This window comes from Rhodoferax potami (genome assembly GCF_032193805.1).
Taxonomy (GTDB): domain Bacteria; phylum Pseudomonadota; class Gammaproteobacteria; order Burkholderiales; family Burkholderiaceae_C; genus Allorhodoferax; species Allorhodoferax potami_A.
Map to the genome: position 1 here is coordinate 3,169,135 of NZ_JAVBIK010000001.1, position 21,094 is coordinate 3,190,228.

The 21,094-nt window shown below is 57.7% G+C and carries 21 protein-coding genes; all 21 read left to right on the forward strand.

What is annotated here, in order from left to right; genetic code table 11:
- The first annotated feature begins 8 nt into the window (after positions 1-8).
- The 21 genes from RAE19_RS15260 to RAE19_RS15360 all read left to right on the forward strand — a co-directional run bounded on the left by RAE19_RS15260 (position 9) and on the right by RAE19_RS15360 (position 20,691).
- Positions 9-1,013, forward strand: a complete 1,005-nt coding sequence (locus RAE19_RS15260) for an FAD-binding oxidoreductase (RefSeq protein WP_313875689.1) — start codon at positions 9-11, stop codon at positions 1,011-1,013.
- 16 nt (positions 1,014-1,029) lie between these two features.
- Positions 1,030-1,803: a glucose-1-phosphate cytidylyltransferase gene (gene rfbF, locus RAE19_RS15265; protein ID WP_313875690.1), complete on the forward strand. Its 774-nt coding sequence runs from the start codon at positions 1,030-1,032 to the stop codon at positions 1,801-1,803.
- Complete coding sequence (rfbG, locus tag RAE19_RS15270; RefSeq protein ID WP_313875691.1) at positions 1,785-2,870, forward strand: CDP-glucose 4,6-dehydratase; 1,086 nt, start codon at positions 1,785-1,787, stop codon at positions 2,868-2,870. Before rfbF ends, rfbG begins: the two co-directional genes overlap by 19 nt.
- A gap of 2 nt (positions 2,871-2,872) precedes the next feature.
- Entirely contained in the window at positions 2,873-4,225 is a 1,353-nt protein-coding gene (gene rfbH, locus RAE19_RS15275; RefSeq protein ID WP_313875692.1) for a lipopolysaccharide biosynthesis protein RfbH, read from the forward strand.
- Entirely contained in the window at positions 4,225-5,073 is an 849-nt protein-coding gene (locus RAE19_RS15280; protein WP_313875693.1) for a transketolase, read from the forward strand. The genes rfbH and RAE19_RS15280 overlap by 1 nt, the downstream gene beginning before the upstream one ends.
- Position 5,074: 1 nt before the next feature.
- The gene (locus tag RAE19_RS15285; RefSeq protein WP_313875694.1) at positions 5,075-5,989 is read left to right on the forward strand and encodes a transketolase family protein; all 915 of its coding nucleotides are present in this window, start codon (positions 5,075-5,077) and stop codon (positions 5,987-5,989) included.
- A complete protein-coding gene (locus RAE19_RS15290; RefSeq protein ID WP_313875695.1) occupies positions 5,937-6,977 on the forward strand; it encodes an NAD-dependent epimerase/dehydratase family protein in 1,041 nt (346 codons plus the stop codon). The genes RAE19_RS15285 and RAE19_RS15290 overlap by 53 nt, the downstream gene beginning before the upstream one ends.
- Before the next feature lie 31 nt (positions 6,978-7,008).
- Positions 7,009-8,001: a glycosyltransferase family 2 protein gene (locus tag RAE19_RS15295; protein WP_313875696.1), complete on the forward strand. Its 993-nt coding sequence runs from the start codon at positions 7,009-7,011 to the stop codon at positions 7,999-8,001.
- Positions 7,998-9,209: a hypothetical protein gene (locus RAE19_RS15300; RefSeq protein ID WP_313875697.1), complete on the forward strand. Its 1,212-nt coding sequence runs from the start codon at positions 7,998-8,000 to the stop codon at positions 9,207-9,209. The genes RAE19_RS15295 and RAE19_RS15300 overlap by 4 nt, the downstream gene beginning before the upstream one ends.
- A gap of 63 nt (positions 9,210-9,272) precedes the next feature.
- Positions 9,273-10,490 carry a hypothetical protein gene (locus tag RAE19_RS15305; protein ID WP_313875698.1) on the forward strand — a complete coding sequence of 406 codons (1,218 nt, stop codon included), beginning with the start codon at positions 9,273-9,275 and terminating at the stop codon, positions 10,488-10,490.
- Between the two features lie 36 nt (positions 10,491-10,526).
- Positions 10,527-11,513 carry an NAD-dependent 4,6-dehydratase LegB gene (locus tag RAE19_RS15310; protein WP_313875699.1) on the forward strand — a complete coding sequence of 329 codons (987 nt, stop codon included), beginning with the start codon at positions 10,527-10,529 and terminating at the stop codon, positions 11,511-11,513.
- 9 nt (positions 11,514-11,522) lie between these two features.
- Complete coding sequence (locus tag RAE19_RS15315; RefSeq protein ID WP_313875700.1) at positions 11,523-12,677, forward strand: LegC family aminotransferase; 1,155 nt, start codon at positions 11,523-11,525, stop codon at positions 12,675-12,677.
- Positions 12,678-12,724: 47 nt separating this feature from the next.
- Positions 12,725-13,522: a GNAT family N-acetyltransferase gene (locus RAE19_RS15320; RefSeq protein WP_313875701.1), complete on the forward strand. Its 798-nt coding sequence runs from the start codon at positions 12,725-12,727 to the stop codon at positions 13,520-13,522.
- Positions 13,523-13,530: 8 nt separating this feature from the next.
- The gene (neuC, locus tag RAE19_RS15325; RefSeq protein ID WP_313875702.1) at positions 13,531-14,703 is read left to right on the forward strand and encodes a UDP-N-acetylglucosamine 2-epimerase; all 1,173 of its coding nucleotides are present in this window, start codon (positions 13,531-13,533) and stop codon (positions 14,701-14,703) included.
- Positions 14,690-15,373 carry a PIG-L deacetylase family protein gene (locus RAE19_RS15330; RefSeq protein WP_313875703.1) on the forward strand — a complete coding sequence of 228 codons (684 nt, stop codon included), beginning with the start codon at positions 14,690-14,692 and terminating at the stop codon, positions 15,371-15,373. Before neuC ends, RAE19_RS15330 begins: the two co-directional genes overlap by 14 nt.
- On the forward strand, positions 15,370-16,446 hold the full coding sequence (gene neuB / locus RAE19_RS15335; protein ID WP_313875704.1) for an N-acetylneuraminate synthase: 1,077 nt from the start codon (positions 15,370-15,372) through the stop codon (positions 16,444-16,446). Before RAE19_RS15330 ends, neuB begins: the two co-directional genes overlap by 4 nt.
- Positions 16,447-16,455: 9 nt before the next feature.
- Positions 16,456-17,160 carry an acetyltransferase gene (locus tag RAE19_RS15340; protein ID WP_313875705.1) on the forward strand — a complete coding sequence of 235 codons (705 nt, stop codon included), beginning with the start codon at positions 16,456-16,458 and terminating at the stop codon, positions 17,158-17,160.
- 21 nt (positions 17,161-17,181) lie between these two features.
- Positions 17,182-18,225 (forward strand): nucleotidyltransferase family protein, encoded by a 1,044-nt coding sequence (locus tag RAE19_RS15345; RefSeq protein ID WP_313875706.1) that lies wholly within the window; start codon positions 17,182-17,184, stop codon positions 18,223-18,225.
- On the forward strand, positions 18,222-19,235 hold the full coding sequence (locus RAE19_RS15350; RefSeq protein ID WP_313875707.1) for a Gfo/Idh/MocA family protein: 1,014 nt from the start codon (positions 18,222-18,224) through the stop codon (positions 19,233-19,235). The genes RAE19_RS15345 and RAE19_RS15350 overlap by 4 nt, the downstream gene beginning before the upstream one ends.
- On the forward strand, positions 19,232-19,912 hold the full coding sequence (locus RAE19_RS15355) for an acylneuraminate cytidylyltransferase family protein (protein ID WP_313875708.1): 681 nt from the start codon (positions 19,232-19,234) through the stop codon (positions 19,910-19,912). The genes RAE19_RS15350 and RAE19_RS15355 overlap by 4 nt, the downstream gene beginning before the upstream one ends.
- Positions 19,909-20,691 carry an oxidoreductase gene (locus tag RAE19_RS15360; RefSeq protein ID WP_313875709.1) on the forward strand — a complete coding sequence of 261 codons (783 nt, stop codon included), beginning with the start codon at positions 19,909-19,911 and terminating at the stop codon, positions 20,689-20,691. Before RAE19_RS15355 ends, RAE19_RS15360 begins: the two co-directional genes overlap by 4 nt.
- Positions 20,692-21,094: the final 403 nt, after the last annotated feature.

The following is a 21,094-nucleotide window of genomic DNA, read 5'->3' on the forward strand; positions in this document are numbered from 1 at the left end:
TGCAGTAAATGAACATGGCAATTGTAAAGCTAAGCTCAGGTAGAAGCTTCCAAACATCCGGTGAATCGAGCATTCTTGATTCGGCCTTCCTAAGCCAAATTGCTCTCCCATACAGCTGTAAAACAGGTCGATGCAGTGCTTGCAAATGCAGGGTGGTAGCTGGGCAGACAAAAGCATTGATCGCAGAGATCGGTTTGTCTGAGATAGAGAAGTCTAAGGGTTGGATTCTGAGTTGTGTCCGGATTGCCACAACAGATATAGACCTTGAGGTAGAAGACTTTGGGGATGCTATCGTCCCTGAAGCTAGAACGCTGGCATGTCGTATTAATAGTTTGGACAAGCTCGCGCCCGATGTGATCAAAGTGGTTCTTCGTCTACCCCCAAAGGGGGGTGTTGATTTTCTTCCTGGTCAATATATAAATATTATTGGTCCTGGCGGCATACGTCGCAGCTACTCTATAGCCAACGCACCAAGGGTTGACAATTTGTTGGAAATACATATTCGAGCAGTGGCTGGCGGGGTCATGAGTCAGTATTGGTTCAATCAAGCTGCAGTAAACGATTTGCTACGCCTCCATGGTCCGCAGGGTACTTTCTTTCTCCGAAACATCGCGAAGCGTGATTTAATTTTTTTGGCTACTGGAACTGGAATAGCTCCAGTCAAGGCAATGCTTGAAGCCTTGCCAAGCTTTAAAGTGGATCAACACCCTCAATCGATTACGGTAATATGGGGTGCTCGTCATGAGCATGATTTGTACTTTGATGTTGAAGCTTTGCCAAACATTAAAAAGTACATACCGGTTTTGTCTCGGGCTGCAGCCGCATGGCAAGGTGAACGGGGATATGTACAGGACGCGCTACTACGTCACATGTCCGATTTGCGCAATGGCATCGTCTATGCGTGCGGGTCTGACGCCATGATTGATTGCGCAAAATCCACCTTAACGGCAGCGGGTTTACCTAGCCAGTATTTTTACTCTGACGCATTTGTGTGTTCAAGCACTCTTGCCTAATGAAAAAGGAGAGCACGTGAAAGCAGTCATTTTTGCAGGCGGTCTTGGCACACGTCTTAGTGAAGAGACATCAACTCGTCCAAAGCCGATGGTTGAAATTGGTGGTAGACCCATCCTATGGCACATTATGAAGATGTATTCATATTATGGGGTGAATGAATTCATCATTTGTTGTGGCTATAAGGGGTATTTGATTAAAGAATACTTTGCAAATTATTTCCTTCATATGTCGGATATCACATTCGATATGAGGGCAAACCAAATGGAAGTTCATCAAAAGCGCGCGGAGCATTGGAAGGTCACCTTAGTCGACACGGGCGACAACACAATGACCGGTGGACGACTCCGCCGGGTCTCGGAATACGTGAAAGATGAAGAAGCATTCTGCCTTACCTATGGCGATGGAGTGGGGGACAACGACATCGGTGCTGCCATCGCCTTTCATCTAAGCCACGGCAAGGCAGCCACACTCACTGCGACCTACCCACCGGGGCGTTTTGGCGCACTTGATATCCAAAATGGGCAAGTAAAAAGCTTTAAAGAAAAGCCCCGCGGCGATGGGGCGTTCATCAATGGCGGATTTTTTGTTTTGAGTCCCAAAGTGCTTTCTTATCTCAAAGACGACGACACCATTTGGGAGCAGGAGCCATTGATGCAACTAGCCCAAAACGGGGAGCTTATGGCGCATCCACACTACGGCTTTTGGCAACCCATGGATACCTTGCACGACAAGAACACGCTTGAGAAACTTTGGGCAGGTGGAGTGGCTCCATGGAAAAAATGGGAGTGAGCTACATGATCGACAAATCCAACCAAGACTTTTGGCGTGGCAAGCGTGTGCTCTTGACCGGTCATACCGGCTTCAAAGGTAGCTGGTTGAGTTTGTGGCTGCAATCTTTAGGCGCCACGCTGCGTGGAATCGCTCTGCAGCCGCCCACTGAGCCTGCCTTATTTACAGTCGCCCGTGTCGCAGAGGGCATGGAGCATCGGATCACAGACATCCGAGACTTTGCCGCTGTGAAGGCTCAAATGGACGAGTTTCAACCACAAATCGTTATTCACATGGCGGCGCAACCACTGGTGAGGTTGTCTTACAGTGAACCTGTCGAAACATATTCAACTAACGTTATGGGCACGGTTCATGTTCTTGAGGCAGCTCGTCATGTAGGTTCGGTAAAGGCAATAGTCAACATTACCACCGACAAGTGCTATGAAAACCGCGAGTGGGTTTGGGGCTATCGTGAAGATGAGTCCATGGGAGGTCACGATCCGTACTCCAGTAGCAAGGGCTGCGTTGAGTTGGTTAGTTCGGCCTACCGCAAATCTTTTCTGCAAGATGCTGGCATTGCGATGGCCACTGCCCGCGCGGGGAATGTGATCGGTGGCGGCGATTGGGCGCTCGATCGACTTGTTCCCGACATACTGCGTGCTCTGGAAAAACGTGTGCCGGTGCACATCCGAAATCCGCATGCTATTCGACCATGGCAGCATGTGCTGGAGCCATTGTCGGGCTACCTTCTATTGGCAGAGCGTTTGTTTTTGCATGGTCAACTTGATGCAGAAGGCTGGAACTTTGGCCCGCGTGACGAGGATGCACGCCCGGTACAATGGATCGTTGATAACTTTTGCGAACACTGGGGCGATGGTGCATCTTGGACCTTGCAGCCTGGCGAGCATCCTCATGAGGCCAGCTTTTTGAAGCTGGATATTTCTAAGGCACGACAGCGTCTTCAGTGGTCACCCCGCTGGTCGTTGGATGTAGCTTTAAAACACATTACGGAATGGCATAGAGCCTGGATAAAAGGCGATGACATGCGCGCCATTTGCCTGAATCAAATCAACCAATATGGATCTTGACCATGAATTCAACAACAATCAACTTTCAACCGCAACTTGATAAGCTCCGGAGCCAGATTGGTGATCTGGTTCAGCAATACGCCGACATTGCGTATGCTCCAAAGCCATTCATTCCCGGTCAGACTACTGTGCCTGTTTCTGGCAAAGTGGTTGGTGCAAAAGAGCTTCAACTGATGGTAGACGCATCGCTCGACGGCTGGCTAACCACTGGCCGATTCAACGCGATGTTCGAACAGCGCTTAGCCCAATTTTTGGGTGTCAAGTACTTGATTACCGTGAATTCAGGTTCGTCGGCCAACTTGGTTGCCTTCTCTGCGCTCACAAGCCCGAAGCTGGGTGATCGTGCTATCAAGCAAGGGGACGAAATAATCGGCGTTGCCGCTGGTTTCCCAACAACTGTTAACCCGATTCTGCAGTTTGGCGCCGTTCCGGTATTCGTGGATGTGGATCTGGCTACGCACAATATCGATGCGTCAAAGATCGAGGCCGCCATTACTCCGAAGACAAAGGCGATCATGTTGGCCCACAGTTTGGGTAACCCGTTCAATTTGGATGTGGTCAAGGCACTCTGCGAGAAGCATAACTTGTGGCTGGTTGAGGATTGCTGTGACGCGCTGGGTGCGACATATAACGGGCAACTGGTGGGCACCTTTGGCGATATTGCGACCCTGAGTTTCTACCCTGCCCACCATATTACGATGGGCGAAGGGGGGGCGGTTTTTACCAACAACGCAGAACTCAAGCTCATTGCTGAATCGTTCCGCGACTGGGGGCGCGATTGCTACTGCCCCCCTGGGAAAGACAACACTTGCGACAAGCGTTTCTGTTGGACGAAAAAAGAGCTGGGCGGCGACCTGCCTGACGGTTACGACCACAAGTACACATACAGCCACCTAGGCTATAACCTCAAAATAACTGACATGCAGGCCGCTTGTGCATTGGCGCAGATGGATCGTCTGGAGGAATTCATTGCCAAGCGCCGCGCCAACTTCGCTTACCTGAAGGCCAAGCTGTCCAATGTTGAGCAGTTTTTGCACTTGCCAGAAGCCACGCCGAATAGCGAACCCTCGTGGTTTGGCTTCCCGCTAATCGTCAAGGACACGGCTGGCGTGAAGCGCGCCGACCTGATTAACTTCCTGGAAGAGAACAAGATCGGAACGCGCCTACTGTTTGCTGGTAACCTGACCAAGCAGCCTTATATGGTCGGCCGCAACTACCGTGTGAGCGGCGAGCTAACCAACACCGATGTCGTAATGAACCAGACCTTTTGGCTGGGCACTTTTCCAGCGCTTGGTCAAGAGCAGTTGGACTACATAGTGGGCAAACTGGAAGAGTTCTTTGGAGTCAATTTCTGATGACCACCCTCGCGACCGGACGTGCGAACACGGGAGCCCACCAGAGGTTTGCCCCGGCCCGAATGCGCCGCACCGTGCTTGAGATGGCTTACGCCGGCTCGACTGTGCACATCGGCTGTGCGTTCTCGATCATCGAGCTGATGACGGTCCTGTACCGAGGTCACCTCCGCTATCCGGGCAACAATCCGCGCGCCGACGGTCGTGATTTCTTGGTCCTCAGCAAGGGGCACGGCGTGATGGCGCAGTACGCATGCATGCGTGAGCTCGGATGGTTGAATGACTCTCACGTCCAAGGCTACTTCAAGGACGGCAGCGACCTCAAGGGACTATCTGACTCCCGGGTGCCGGGACTCGAGGTTACCTCTGGATCGTTGGGCCACGGTTTCTCTGTTGGTGTTGGCATCGCGATGGGCCTCCAGCTCAAAGGCACTGACCAGAAAGTCTATGCCATCGTCGGCGATGGCGAACTCAACGAGGGCCCGATCTGGGAAGGCGCGCTAGTGGCAGCGCACCACCGGATGGACAATCTCATGTTGATTGTCGACAAAAATGGCTTCCAGGCCATGGGCACGACGGATGACGTTCTAGCGCTCGGTGACCTTTCGGCGAAGTTTGCGAGCTTTGGCTTTGAGACGCTGGAGGTAGACGGTCACGACGAGGCGTCGGTGGATGCCGCGATTCGCCAGCTGTGGGCAACTGGCGCAGGTAAACCGAAAGCGCTTGTTGCTCGCACGGTCAAAGGCAAGGGTGTGCCCTTCATGGAATCGGACAACCGCTGGCACTACACGCGCTTGAACGCGCAGACCTTTGCTAAGGCGGTCGAAGCGCTCGGCCTTGAGGAGTATTGACGTGAGAGAGGCCTTTTCTAATGCGCTGGTGCGACTTGCGCTGGCGGACCCCAAGGTTCTTTTGCTTACAGGCGACCACGGCTACTCCCTCTTCGACGAATTTCGCAGGCGTTGCCCGGACCAGTACATCAACGCCGGTATCGCCGAACAAAATATGGTCGGCATGGCAGCCGGGCTGGCTCGTGTAGGTTTCCGTCCCTTTGTGTACGGACTGGCCGCCTTCGTGCCTATCCGCACTGTCGAGCAGATCAAACTTGACATCGCGCATGATGGCCTTCCTGTTGTGCTCCTAGGGGATGGTGCGGGGTTCGTTTATAGCCATCTGGGTACCAGCCACCAATCGACAGAAGACATTGCCTGCACACGTGCGATTCCCGGGCTGGAAGTGCTTTCGCCGGCCGACCGCTTCGAGATGACGGCGAGCATGGACTATGCCTATGCAACTAATGGCCCAGTTTACCTACGCATGGGCAAGTCCGACCGCGGTGATGTTCACGCCGGTCCGATCGACACGCTGACGTCGGGCCGTCTACTAAAGGTCCGCGCCGGCCGCGCTGACCGGCCTGGCCTGATCGCGACCGGTTCGATGGTGCGTACCGCCGCGGACGTTGCTGCGGCGCATGACCTTTCGGTCTGGAGCGCCCCGTCCCTGAAGCCGCTGTCTGCGGATGACGTCGTCGCTGCAGCACTTGCCGGCTCTGGCTTGGTAACGCTCGAGGAGCACTCAGTGTTGGGTGGACTCGGCGCCGCGGTGACCGAAATCACAAGTGAGCGTCAGCCCGTGCGTGTCCTGCGCATCGGCGTACCGGACCGGTTTTCGGAGCATTGCGGTACACACGCCTACCTGCTCCAGGAGCATGGTCTTGACCGGATCGCTGTCGAGAGGAGGATCGATGAGTTCGTCACGTCCCTCTGAGCCGATTAGCCTGCGCGGACGCCGAATTTTCGTGACGGGCGGGACCGGCTTCGTCGGACGGTGCCTGCTGGACTACTTTCAGGATTCGGCAACCCGTTGGGGTACCGACTTCGAGGTCGTCGTCCTGAGCCGCTCGCCGCAGGCCTTCCTCGACCGGCATCCGCTCTATGCAGGCCGAGCCTGGCTGCGGTTCGCGACAGGCAGCCTGGACCACCTGCCGGCGCCAGAAGCGGGCCGTTTCACCGACGTGCTGCACGCTGCGGCGGACACCCATTCCGCGCCCGCGCCGTTGGAGTGGCTAGATCAGCTGGTCCAAGGCACTCGCCGCGTATTGGACTTTGCGGTCGCGGCGGGCGCGGAGCGGTTCCTTCTGGTTAGTTCCGGAGCTGCCTACGGTCCGGTGCCCGACGGCGTAGCCCGGTTTCGGGAAGATGCGCAATTTGCGCCCGTCACGTCGGACTCGAGGTCCGTGTACGGGCAAGGAAAGCGTCTAGCTGAACATCTATGCGCGCTTTATATGCAGCAGCACGGATTGGCCTGCGTGGTCGCCCGCTGCTTCGCGCTAATTAGCGAACACATGCCGCTAGATGGTCCATACGCTGCGGGGAACTTCGTGCGGGACGCACTCGCGGGCCACGATATCGAGATACTGGGCGATGGCAGTAGCGTGCGCACTTACCTTTATGGCCGCGATGCAGCGCACTGGCTGGTTAGCCTCATGTGTCGAGGCGAGCCCGGCCAGATTTACAACGTCGGCGCCGATGCGGCGGTGAGCATCCTTGAACTGGCGCACGCAGTCGCAGCGCAGGCGTCGCCACCGCTAAAGGTGCGGGTGCTGAGGCAGGGCACACCTAGTCCCCGAGCGGTATATGTCCCCGACATCGAGAAGGCGGGGCGGCTCGGCTTGCGCGTCGACACTTCCCTAGCCGAGGCCATCGTCGCGACGATGCGCGCGCTGACAGACTTCGCTTCGCCTCCGGCTGCCTGAGTCCCCGTTCGATATTCCTCCGCGCCGCCAGATGCTGCTCACAATTGCTATTCCCACTTACAACCGCGCTGAGAGGCTGCGTTCCACGTTGCTTTCCTTCGTTTCTCAGATCGATCAAGAACTTCTGACGGAGGTAGAGATCGTAGTCTCCGACAACTGCAGCACTGACTCCACTCCACAGGTTTGCGCAGATGTCGCTGAGGCTGTACCTGCCCTGCGTTTGCGCTACTTCCGCAACGCCGCGAACCTCGGCTTTGACGGCAACGTAAACGCGCTGTTCGGTCATGCCCAGGGGCAATACGTCTGGACGTTCTCGGACGACGACCAGCCGTCGCCTAAGGCGCTCACCCATGTTCTGGACTTGTTGCGCCAGCGCGAGATCAGATTTGCCTATGTCAACTACCAGGTAAGCATCGAGGGGCAGAGTCTCCCGTCGCGCTTCGGTGCTGGCGAGGACCGCTGGCTATCTTCACGTGACCTACTCAAGACCATCCGCTTCTCCAACAGCCTTATCAGCGCCAGCCTCTTCTCGCGACAGGCCTGGCTGGACGCCGATCCGGGGCGTTACGTGGGGTCGCTGTGGATCCACTTCTTCATGGCTCGCGAAGTCCTGCAGGTTGGAGAAGCCCTGATCGTGGGCCAGCCGATGTTCACGATGGTGCAGAGCGGCCTTGAGCAGTCGCGCGCAGAGAAGCGACGCGAAGGTAGTGACCAGATCGAGTTCTACATGCAGGCGCACCTCAAGTTCGTCGAGTACGCCCATGAGCTGCCGCGCTTCAGCTTCGATCGCGAGACCAGCGTGCTGGCCCAGTCGCTCGGCGAGCGTGAGGACCTTCATCAGGTCGTCAATTTCAAGCTGACAGCTCAGGGGTATTCGCCGCGGCAGCTGGTGAAGATTTGGGGACGCCTGCACCAATACCGGCGGTTTACACTGCGCTTTTGGTGCGTGACGACTCCACTGCTGTTTGTTCCGAATGTGGCTATCCGTGCACTGCGGGCTGTATCGCGGGCGTTGCGCTCATGAAAGCTATCGGCGCGCTCGGTTTCATGCTGCGAGGCGGCTCGGCCGGTGCGAAGTTTCTATTTGTCCTATATCTGGCTGGCAAGGCCAGCAGCGAGCTACTGGGCCAGGTGGCTATTCTTATGACGGTCGCCACCGTTTTCGCGCAATTGGCCGGGCTCGAGATCAACCAAGTCGTCGGCCGGCAGCTGCACGCGCTCTCCGCCGACGCCCGCCTGCTGCTGCTACGTCGGCAGGCTCAGGCTGCATTGATTGCCTATGTGGTGCTAGCCCCCGCAACCATGCTGCTGTACACCGATCTACTAGCCACACACTGGTATAGCGCCTGCGGCATCCTGGTGCTGGAGCACTTCATCATCGAGGTCTATCGGTTCAATGTTCTGATGCTGCGCCCGTTGTATGCGTCTAGCATACTTTTCGTTAAGAACGTTGCTTGGGTGCTGCTCTTCGTCGCACTCGTCGAATCTAGCCTCGCCACGCCGTCTTTGTCACTGGTACTGCATTGCTGGTTAGGTGTACTGGCTGTTACTGCTGCGCCGTTGCTACTGACCCGTCATGCGTGGGTCACGCTCAAGGAACTGTTCACCGCATCGACTTGGCCTGCGCAATCGGGAGCCCTCGTTTGGCAGGCGCGCGTTTTCATCGTCTCCGCGGTCGCAGTGGCTGGAGTCGGCGCAATCGATAAGCTGCTAATTGGAAGCAAGTTCTTGGCGGCTGAGCTGGGTGTCTACTTCTTCTTCGCCACCTGCGCCTCAATCATCTCGCTTATCGTCTCCTTCAGTATTGGCGCCACCGTGGGGCCTCAGTGCATCAAGATCTATTCCACACAAGGGCGAGATGCATACCTCCCGCACTTGCGCCGCCTCAAGCGCTTGTACTGGATAACCGCTATCGGCACTATGGCGGTAATAGTGCTGCCGGCGGACTTTCTACTAACGCATTTCGGGAAAGCGGCCTATCTCCGTCACATCGAAATCCTGTATCTGCTGACTCCCAGCGCCGCGTTGGTGGTGCTGTGCGAGCCTTACAAGATAAATGCATACCTCGAACGCCAGGATCTAGTGCTCGTCAGCCGGCAATCTCTTTCACTTGCTGTGCGTCACTCTGTGCGTCGCGTTATTCGCGGTCAAGCGGGATATCGTTTGGATCTCGGCTGGTGTCCTGATGTCCTCAGTGCTGGTCTATTTGTATTTCGTGCTTGGTATCGGTAATCGTGTATTCGACCACTTCCGCTCGTCTTACTCTGATGCAAAAGCCTTCCACAATAGCCAGCCATGAATAAGCTATTGTCTTTTCGTTTTCAGAACACTGCACTAGCACTTCTTTTGCTTTGGCTAGTCGCGTCTGCTTTTTACTATACAGAGCAATTGTTCTCGCCTAATTTTTACATGGGATATGATGAAGGAACATTGCACAAGGTCATAAAGTACTTTGCTTGCTTGTCGCTAAGTGTTTATTTCTGCTTTGCCGCTCGTGCTTGGGGTGTACTTTTTTTCTGTACTTTACTGCTTCTCCTTGCTGCGTTCTTTGTGATCGACAGTGGGGGTTTAGAGGTTACTGCTGTGTCTTTTCTGGTCACTGGTACGATGGCCCCGTTTATTTTGATTCCCAAGCTTTTTGAAAATCGTCTGTTACTGATCGGACGAATAATCGTAATATGTGGTGCGGGAGTCGGAATATTTTCAGTGATCGAGATGACATTGCTAGCGCCAATTTTCGAATCGGTTTGGGCTTCAACTGGGTCTATTCGTTCAATTTCGACCTTGTTCAATCCCAATAACCTAGGACTTTATGTAGGGGTAGCCCTAGTGCTGCTCCCAAACATGAAGATGAAAGCTATTTGGGCCTCTCTGTGTGGTGCCTTGCTAATTTTTTCGTTGGTTGCTAGCGGTTCACGAACTGCGTGGGTGTCGCTGGTTGTCGTTCTGGTATACGCATTGATCATGAGTGCTAAGGCCCGCGCGCGTATTTTGAATTTTGTATTGCGGGGCTTGCCTCAGCTTATATTGATCAGCGTCATATTGTTTGGCGTTTACATGATATCTTTGATGTACAGCGCACCAGTCGAGGTTGAAACTGCAAACAGAGGTGCCGATCTTTACACCGCCAGTATCCGTTGGGATAATTTTCTAAAATTTCTTGGTTCGATGGATGTCAGTTTGGTTTTTCCTGATACGGCGGGTCTTCGCACTGAATATATACAAGATAATTTTTACTTGGTTGTGCTCAACTCATTCGGTGCCGTTGGCGTACTTTTTTTTATAGCTTTTTTTGTTGTATTTTTCTCGCCATGGCGAAATACGAATTCAGATGTGTTTCCTTGGAAGCTTGTTTTTATTTTTTATATGGTCTCTGGACTGAGTGGCTCACAGCTAAATTCTTTTCCAAACAATCAGATGTTTTTTATATCCATGGGGTCACTCTGGGCTTATCGGGTGACAATGAGGCGGTCACGAGAGCGTCACACTGCTGATGCGCCTCGCGCGGCTTAAGATTAAATTTTTATCAAAAATATCAAAAAACTGAACATGATTAATAAAAATGTCCTAGTCACTGGCGCCGACGGCTTCATCGGCTCACACCTTACTGAAATGCTGGTTGCGGAAGGCCACCAGGTGAAGGCGCTGTCCCAATATAACTCCTTCAACTACTGGGGCTGGCTGGAGCACGTGGGGTGCTTGAAGGAAATCGAGGTCCTGAGCGGTGATATCCGGGATCCGCACTACTGCAAGCACATCACCAAGGGCGTGGACGTCGTCTTCCATCTTGGCGCTTTGATTGCAATCCCTTATTCCTACGTTGCACCCGACAGTTATGTTGATACAAATATCAAAGGCACCCTTAATATCTGCCAAGCGGCAATGGAAAATGGCGTAAAGCGTGTAATCCACACCTCGACCAGTGAGGTTTACGGCACCGCTCAATACGTCCCGATCGACGAAAAGCACCCATTGCAGCCGCAGTCGCCTTACAGTGCCTCCAAGATCGGAGCGGATGCGATGGCTATGAGTTTCTTCAACGCATTCAATCTACCAGTAACGATCGCCCGCCCGTTTAACACTTACGGTCCTCGCCAGTCGGCTCGCGCAGTGATTCCGACCATCATCACGCAGATTGCCAACGGCAAGAAGCAAATCAAGCTAGGCGACGTCTCGCCGACGCGCGACTTTAACTATGTGCTCGACACCTGTCGCGGCTTTCTCGAGCTGGCCCGCTGCGACGCGGCTATTGGCGAGACCGTCAATATCGGCTCTAATTTCGAAATCTCCGTTGGCGACACTTTGGCGCTGATTCGTGAGTTAATGGGCAGCGACGTCGAATTCCTTATCGACGAGCAGCGCATCCGCCCGGAAAAGTCCGAAGTTTTCAGACTATGGTGTGACAACACCAAGATCCACGGTATGACCGGCTTCAGGCCGCACTTCGATATCCGCGCCGGGCTGCAGGCGACTATCGATTGGTTTACCAATCCGGACAATCTCCGGAAGTACAAGGCCGATATCTACAACGTCTGAGGTGCGGGCATGTTCGACTCTCTCATCCGATTCATTCGAGACCAGTACTGCACCAACGAGTTCATCCCGCTACATGTGCCTTTGTTCCGAGGCCGCGAGCGTGAGCTAGTGCTTGACACCATCGATTCCACCTTCGTTTCCAGCGTTGGCACCTATGTCGACCGTTTCGAGAAGGACATGGCCGCGTTTACAGCCAGCCCGCGCGCCGTAGCGGTGGTGAACGGTACTGCCGCGTTGCATATCGCCTTGAAGCTGGCGGGCGTGGTCCCCGGCGATCTCGTAATCAGTCAAGCGTTGACCTTCGTCGCCACCTGCAACGCCATCTCCTACTGCAGTGCAGAGCCGGTATTCATCGACGTGGATCGCCGCACTCTGGGCCTGTCCCCGGTCGCTCTGGAAACTTGGCTGACCGAGAACGCGCGCATCGATGCCGATGGCCTGTGTCGCACGAAGCTCGACGCGAAGGTCATTCGCGCCTGCGTGCCGATGCATACTTTCGGCCACCCTGCCGACCTTGACGGATTGGTCGACGTTTGCCGTCGATGGCATATATTGTTGGTCGAGGACGCCGCCGAGTCGTTAGGCAGCTACTACAAGGGCCAGCACACAGGCACCTTCGGCCTGATTGGCACCTTGAGCTTCAACGGCAACAAGGTAATCACGACCGGCGGCGGCGGCATGGTTCTGGCGGACGAGGTCATCGGCACTCGCGCCAAGTATCTGACCACGACCGCCAAGCGGCCGCATCCCTATGAATATGTACACGATGAGGTCGGCTACAACTATCGCCTGCCCAACCTGAATGCCGCCCTCGGCTGCGCGCAACTGGAGCAGCTGGAAGGTTTCATCGCCGCGAAGCGTATGCTGGCCGCGCATTACATTGAGTTCCTGCCCCAAGTCGGTCTGATGCCTATCGTCGAGCCCGACGACTGCCGGTCAAACTATTGGCTCAACGGCGTGATCTGCGAAGACGCCACCCAACGCGAGGCCCTAATCGGCGCGACAAACGTCGCCGGCGTGATGACGCGCCCGATCTGGCGCCTAATGCACACGCTGCCCGCCTACTCGCAGGCTCGCCGGGGATCGCTGGTCGAGTCTGAATGGCTCGAGGCTCGCGTCGTGAATCTGCCTAGCAGCGTCCCCGCGCTGGCGCCGATCGCCTGATTACGTCCACCCCTCCATCCCAGAACTAGAACGCAAAAAGCCCCGATATGAAGAACTTCACTGTCACCCGCAAGCAGGACCTGCTCGAGCACCGCCCGGCCATCGAGGAGCTCTTCTTTAATAGCTTCGGCCAGCGTGCGATTGGCGACATCTGGGATTGGGCTTATTTGGACAACCCGAACGGCGAGCCCGTCGTTTCGCTATCCTATGACGAGGGCCGTCTGGTGGGCCATTACGCCATCGTGCCGATGCCTTTGTCCCGTGGAGACGTTCGCAAGCAGTCGTACATCTCGATGACCACAATGGTGGCTGAATCCCATCGGAAGTTTGGGTTGTTCACGCAGCTCGCGCAGGAAAACTACCGCATCGCGGCCGAGGGGGGCGCTAACTTCGTGTTCGGCTTCCCTAATAGTCAGTCTATACCCGGCTTTCGCAAGCGCCTAGACTGGACTCTGCCGGAGTCAGACTATGTGGCGACCGTTGCCAAGGCCACGCTGCTGGCTGCAGCCAAGGCCGTCAATTTCGACAAGACCGGCCTGCTCGGACTGGATCTTAACGACCCCGTCATACGCGCCTGGCGCCTTTCGCGTCCCGGTGCGACCTACACCTTCGAGAAGGGTCTGGCCTTCAAGCGTCATCAGGACGCTGTCGACCTGCTTTGGTGGGAAGAGCCTGAGGCTCTCGCCTCGCTACCGGACGACGCGTCCATCAACGTGCTGGTCTCGGCGAGTTCGGGCTTGGAACCCAACCGCCAGTTTGACTATCAGTTCGGCGGCATCGGCTTGCGCTCCGCTTTCGACGCCAGCGCCATCAATCGCGAAATGGCGATCTCCGACCTGTTCTGAGCACCTGCATGATCCGCATCCTAGGCATGACTTCGATCAGGTCGGATTACGATCTGATGAGCGGCGTCTATCGACGCCTTGCTCGCGACCCCGACCTGGACTTCAAACTGCTCGTCTCCGGCGCCCATCTGTCGCCAGCGTTTGGCCGTTCGGTCGAACTCATCCGTTACGACGGTTTGGAGATCCTCGCCGAGGTCGAGACCTTAATCAGCGGCGACAGCAAGAGCGCGCGGTTGAAGACGGCCGCCGGGCTGTTGACCGGCGCGCTGGAAGTGGTGCGCGGCTATCGGCCGGACATTCTGGTCTATGCCGGCGACCGCGAGGACGTGCTGATCGGCGCCACCCTCGGCGCCTTCCTCGGCATCCCTACGGTACATTTCTTCGGCGGCGACCATGCAGCCGACGGACACGTGGACAATCCCGTGCGTCATGCCACCTCCAAGCTGTCTACGGTGCATTTCGTCAGCATCGACGAACACGCCCGGCGCCTAGCTCACCTCGGGGAGGATCCGCGGCGTGTTCACGTGATTGGTAGCGTCGCGCTCGACAAGTTCGTGGCGGAACCTCACCTCGACCGCGCGACCACCCTGTCTGGCATCGGTGCCAAGCAGCATGCCATGAGCGGCGCGCCGCTGGCTGTCCTGATCTTCCACCCGATTGATCAAGAGCGGGAGTTGGCGCCCGGCTACGTGCGCGGTGCAGTCGGCACCCTGATGGAGCGCGGCTATCACGTGCTTATCGGCGCCCCCAACGCCGATCCTGGTAATGCCACGCTGCTCGCCGCGATGCAAGACCTCGCCCTGGAGCCCGAAGTGACGCTATACGGCAACACGGCCCGGGCGTTCTTCGTGAACCTGATGCGCCACGCGGCGCTGATGGTCGGCAATTCGTCGGCCGGCCTGCTGGAGGCCGCCTCAGTCGGATTGCCCGTGATCAATCTTGGCGAACGCCAGCGCGGTCGCCTGTGTGGCCGCAACGTGGTGTTCAGCGATGGAGACACGCCGTCTTTCCGCACCGCGCTCGATCGAGTCGCGTCCGAGGAGTTCCTACTCGGGATGCAAACGCTCATAAATCCCTACGGCGATGGCCATAGCGAAGCCCGCGCTGTCGAGCTGCTGAAGCAGATCGACTTCGGCGCCTTGTTTAAGAAGACCGAGGACCCCCTGTATGTCAACCCTTGACGCTAAAATCGTCGCCGTCGTGGCACCGCATCCAGATGACGAGACGCTGGGTTGCGGCGGCACGCTGCTGAAGCATATCGCCCGCGGTGACGATGTACATTGGATCGTGTTCACCGGTATTTCGACCGAGCTAGGATTTACCGAGGAGCGCGTGCGCTCGCGTGACGAGGAGATCCTGCGTGTCGCTGAGTCCTACGGCTTCGCAGGCACGCACCGTCTCGGTTTTCCCACTATGCAGCTGGACCGCATCCCGAAGGCCGATCTAGTGGGTGCGCTGGGCGCGGTGGTGAAACGACTCGGCGTTCACACACTCTATGTGCCCTACCGTAACGACGCCCACAGCGACCACGCCGCGGTCTTCGACGCCTGCGCGGCCTGCACCAAAACCTTCCGATACCCCTCCGTTCGGTCAGTGCGTGCCTACGAGACGTTGTCGGAAACAGAATACGGTGTGAAGCCGGAGGACACGGGATTCCGTCCCAACCTGTTCGTGGACGTCGCCGCCTTTATTGACCGTAAGCTAGAGATCATGTCGATTTACGCCAACGAGATGGCGCCGTTTCCCTTCCCTCGCAGCGATGTAGCGCTGCGGGCCCAAGCCCAGTTGCGAGGAACTCAGTGCGGAGCGACCGCAGCTGAGGCCTTTATGCTGCTGAAAGAGATCGAATGAAGCCTAACCATGTCTACGTGATTGCCGAGGCCGGCGTGAACCACAACGGCGACTACGAACTTGCCTGTGCGCTCGTCGACCGCGCCGCCGATGCGGGCGCCGACGCGGTGAAGTTCCAGACCTTCGAGGCTAAGAAGCTAGCGACGCGTCATGTGCCCAAGGCAGGCTATCAGCGCGAGACCACGGACGCGGCTGAGTCGCAGCTCGACATGCTGCTCAAGTTAGAGCTGCCGCGCGCTTGGCATGCGGACCTCCAGGAGCGCGCGCGTTCCCGGGGTATCCAGTTCCTGTCCACGGCCTTCGACAGCGGGAGCCTCGATTTTCTCGAGGAACTCGACATGCCCTTCTACAAAGTGCCGTCGGGCGAGCTGACCAATGGGCCACTCCTGTGGCAGTTTGCCCGCCAGCGGAGACCGTTAGTGGTTTCCACTGGGATGGCGACGATGTCGGAGGTTGAGCAGGCCCTTGCGGTAATCGCGCACGCGTTCAACGCCGACAGCGAGCCTGTCGATGAAACAGCGATCTGGCGCGGCTGGAGCCAGCCGGAGTGGCGCGCATCACTGCGGGGACGCGTGACGCTCCTGCACTGCACGTCCCAGTACCCGACTCCTATGAGCGAGGTTAACCTCAATGCCATGGACACGCTGGCCGCGTATGGGTTGCCGGTCGGTTATTCCGACCATACTGAGGGCATCCTGATCCCGGTAGCGGCCGTCGCGCGCGGCGCGACGCTGATCGAAAAACACTTCACGCTGGATCGTGCGATGCCAGGGCCGGATCACCGCGCGTCACTGGAGCCAGACGAGCTGACCATGATGGTCCATCAGATCCGCGAACTGCAGCTGGCGATGGGCGACGGCGCCAAGTGTCCGCAGCCGAGCGAATGGAACACCCGTCAAGCCGCGCGCCAGCAGGTAGTCGCCGCCCGCCCGATCGTCGCCGGCAAGAAGCTCGTGCGCGAGGACCTGACCACCGCGCGCAGTGGCGCCGGCGTGCCAGCGATGTCCCTTTGGCGCTTGGTAGGCACGATCGCAAGAAAGGACGTTGCCGAAGGTGACTTGATCTCCCTCTGACCTCCGACAATGCCAACGCCTTCCGTTCCCGATCGTCCGCTGGTCCTTCTCGGTGCCGGTGGCCACGCCCGCGTGTTGCTGGCACTGCTGCGTGCAAGCGGTCGCGCGCCCTTGGGCGTCTGCGATCCCACCTTGCAGGCGGAATGTCGAGGGGACTGGGAAGGCTTGCCTGTGCTTGGCGGGGACGAAGCGTTGGTCCGGCTTGGACCAACTCAGGTGGATCTGGCACTGGGCATAGGCCAATTGGCGCGTAGCGGCTTGCGATCGCGCCTCTACGCTTTCTGGCGCGCGCGCGGGTATACTTTCCCCCCACTAGTGCATCCGACTGCCTGGGTGGCGCCCGACGTGGCGTTGTCTGACGGTGTCCAGATTATGGCCGGCGTCGTCGTCCAGCCTGGCTGCGTCCTAGGCACCAACGTCACCCTCAACACTCATTCCAGCGTAGATCACGACTGCCTGATCGGCGCCAACGTTCACATTGCGCCCGGAGCCGTGCTGTGCGGTGGGGTGCAGGTCGGCGACGGTGCCTTCATCGGCGCGGGCGCGGTGTTGATACAGGGCTTGCGCATCGGCAACGCCACCGTCGTTGGCGCCGGTGTCACTCTTGTGCGCGATCTGGTGTCCGGCGCGCTGATCGTGGGTCCTGCGAATCGCCCGCGTGACACGGATCCCGGTCCGACACGGGACGAGGCCGGTGCTGAGGATAATCGGTAATGGAAATCTAGAAGAACTCGCATGAATCAATGGAAACGCATCGCTGTCCCCAAAGACACCCCGCTGGAAACCGCCATCGCTACATTAGATGAGGGCGGTCAGCGCATCGTGCTGGTCGTCGACGATGACGAGCGTCTGCAAGGCACGCTGACCGACGGTGATGTCCGACGTGCGTTGCTGCGCCATCAGCCCCTGACGACGCCGGTCGGCGAGGTCATGTGCATTAGGCCCCAGGTGGCCCAGCTCCAGTGGTCCCGCGAGAAGATCCTGTCAGTGATGGAAAGCACACGGCTGCTGCATCTTCCGGTGGTGGATGCCGTCGGCCGCGTTGTCGGTCTGGAAACTCTGCATGAACTGCTCGACAAGAAACCTATCGACAACCCCGTCTTCCTGATGGCCGGTGGGTTCGGTAAGCGCCTCTATCCGCTTACCCAGGACTGCCCGAAGCCCATGCTTAAGGTCGGAGACAAGCCCATCCTCGAGCTGATTCTGCAGAGCTTGGCAGACGTCGGTTTTCATCGCTTCTACATCTCCACGCATTACCTTCCAGAAATGATCCGCGACTACTTCGGCGACGGGAGCAGGTGGGGCGTGAGCATTCAGTATGTCCATGAAGACGTGCCTCTGGGCACCGGCGGCGCGTTGGGTCTGCTTCCCCGGGGCGAGGTCGGGCTACCGATGATCCTTATGAATGGCGACCTGTTGACCCGCGTCGACTACCGCAGCCTGCTTGAGTTCCATCAACGGCATCAGGGCGCCGCGACCCTTTGCGTGCGCGAGTACGAGAGCCAGGTTCCCTACGGGGTCATACAGAGCGAGGGCCATCGCATCACGCAGATAGTCGAGAAGCCGGTGCAGCGCTTTTTCATCAGCGCCGGCATCTACGTCCTGTCGCCTGAACTGATCGGACGCGTCGTGCCCGGTGAGCGCATCGACATGCCCACGCTGTTAGAGCAGGAAATCGTTGCCGGGCGTGACGTCAATATGTTCCCCGTGCATGAATACTGGCTGGACATTGGGCGCATGGACGATTTCCATCGCGCGCAGGAAGAGGTCCGTTTGTGAGCACTACAGTGTCGCGTTGCCTTGTGGTCGGCAGCGGCAGCATCGCACGCCGCCACATAGCTAATCTGCGCCAACTGCTGCCGCGGGCCGAGGTCGCCTGCGTTTCGGCCTCGGGCCGCTCCATCCCGCTTGGCGAAACGGCGGCCACCATTTGCCTGACCTCGTTCGACGAGGCACTGGCATGGCAACCGGAACTCGCAGTGGTAGCGTCTCCCGCGCCGCTTCATCTGGACCACGCGGTCGCGTTGCTGGAGACCGGTATCGCAGTGCTGATCGAGAAGCCCCTGAGCGACTCCCTGTCCCGTTATGGGGCGCTGGCCACACGGCTGGAGCCTTGGCGCGACCGCATCGAGGTGGCCTACAACCTGCGCTTCCTGTCGTCGTGCCGCCGTATGCGCATGCTCCTCCATGAGAATGTCGTCGGTCGCCTCCACAGTGTCCACATCGACCTCGGCCAATACCTGCCGGATTGGCGTCCAGGCTCGGACTACCGACGCAACGTGTCCGCCAATCGTTCGCTTGGCGGTGGCGTGCTGCTGGAGCTCAGCCACGAGTTCGATTACCTGACCCATCTATTCGGCCGCTTCGATCGGGTCTTCTGCGTAATCGGGCAATCCGACCTGCTGGAAATCGATGTCGAAGACCGTGCAGACATCCTGCTCACCCGGGCCGACGGGCTGGTCGCTCAGCTACATATGGATTTCCTCCAGCGGAAGGCGACCCGTCGCTGTAAGGTGATTGGCGAGCACGGCAACCTGCTTTGGGATCTGGTGGCTAACAGCATCACACTGGAAACAAGTTTCCGAGAGGAAGTCCTTTTCTCCGAGCCCGACGTTGATCGAAATGCGATGTACTTGGAGCTGCTAAGCGGCTTCATCGATCTTGCTCAGGGCCGCGCTGCGCCGCGCATCACCTACGAGGACGGTCTGGCCGTGCTGGCGATGGTGGACGCCATGCGACAGTCGGCCAAGACCGGCCTGCCCGTGCAACTTTCCTCCGTATCACAATGAGCACTTTCGCTTTCATCTTCGCCCGCGGTGGTTCCAAGGGCCTGCCCGGCAAGAACATCCGACCGCTGGGTGGTTTGCCCCTGCTAGCCCACGGCATACGCCTCGCCCAGTCGATCGCGCGTATCGACCGTGTGTTCGTCTCGACCGACGACGAGGTCATCGCGGTGGTGGCCCGTGAATACGGCGCTGAGGTCATTGACCGTCCGGCGGAGCTCGCAACCGACACGGCCTCGGAGTGGATGGCTTGGCGTCACGCTATCGCCTACGTTCGCGGATCCTTGGGGCTGCACTTCGATACGATGCTGAGCCTGCCCGCGACGAGCCCTCTTCGCAATCAGGACGATGTGCTGGGGTGCTTGGACGCCTTACGAGGCGAGGTCGAGGCGGTCATTACCGTGACACCGTCCGCCCGCAGCCCCTACTTCAACATGGTGAGCGAGAACGCGCAGGGCTACTCCCGCGTCGTGCTGGGCAATACCAAGTTTCAGCGCCGGCAAGACGTTCCAGCGGTCTACGACGTGACGACGGTTGCGTACGTCACCCGCCCAGATTTCGTGCTCACGCACGCCAGTCTGTTTGATGGCCGTGTCAAGGCGGTGGTCGTTCCCAAGGAGCGCGCCGTTGACATCGATGACGAATTCGACTTCAAAGTGGCCCAAGCCCTTCTCGACACATGAACACTCATCTTCTCCTCCAAGGCAAGACCGTCCTTGTCGTTGGCGCGGCCGGTCGTATTGGCCGCGTCATCGTTGATGCCGTGCTGGCGGCCGGTGGCCGCGCGGTCGCCCTCGACACGGACGCCGTTGGCCTGAAGGCGTTGACCGACGCCCACAGCCCGGGCACCCTGTCCTGCGCGACGCTCGACATGGCCGACCGTGCCTCTATCGACCGCGCGCTGGCCGACGCCCACGACCGCTTCGGAAGCGTCGACGGCGCTGTCAACACGGCGTATCCGCGCAACGCTCGCTACGGCCGCCACTTTTTCGACGTCGAGTACGCTGACTTCTGCGAAAACACTAGTCTGCACATGGGTGGCTATTTCTTGTTCATGCAGGCCTGCTCCCGATATGCGTTGGAGAGTCAGCAGCCATTCTCGCTGGTAAATCTGTCCTCAATCTACGGCTCGGTGGCGCCGCGCTTCGATGTTTACGCCGGTACCGAGATGACGATGCCGGTCGAATACGCAGCCATCAAGGCCGGGCTCGAGCACATGACGCGCTACGTGAATGCCTACATGAAGGGCCGCGGTGCGGCCTTCCGTGCGAACTGCGTAAGCCCGGGTGGAATCCTTGCCGGGCAGGATGGGCAGTTTCTTGCCCGCTACGGCGAACAATGCCTGTCTAAGGGCATGTTGGATGCGCAAGACGTTACCGGCGCCATAGTGTTTCTGCTCTCTGACGCTGCGCGCCACGTCGTTGGGCAGAACATCATTGTGGACGATGGATTTTCGATCTAATGGTTATTCGAACTCGTTTGCGGATGCTCGCTGATTATCTTGCCGCAACTCGAAACGAAATCGCCGTAGATGAGATGTTCCTAGGGCTCTCGAGAGTGAGCGCGGAGGACGTCGGCCATTGGCCGCGAGTACCGTATTGGTTCAGCCTCGCCAAACGGCATCCTTATTTGACTAGTACGGCATGTCGCATAGCTAAAATAGTATGGCTAGGAGGTGGTGCGGCGATTTTCTTCCTATGCGAGTATCTAAGGTTTTTACATTTGCGTCGCTCGGTCCGTTCTGTGGGCTTGCCTAGCACTGAAGGTGTCATTCTTGGTTTCTCTACGCGTGTATGTGATGTTGTAAAGCCGAGTCAATTTCCTACGTTTCCACATGCTTGGCTCACTCTCCCGTGGGCTCCGCA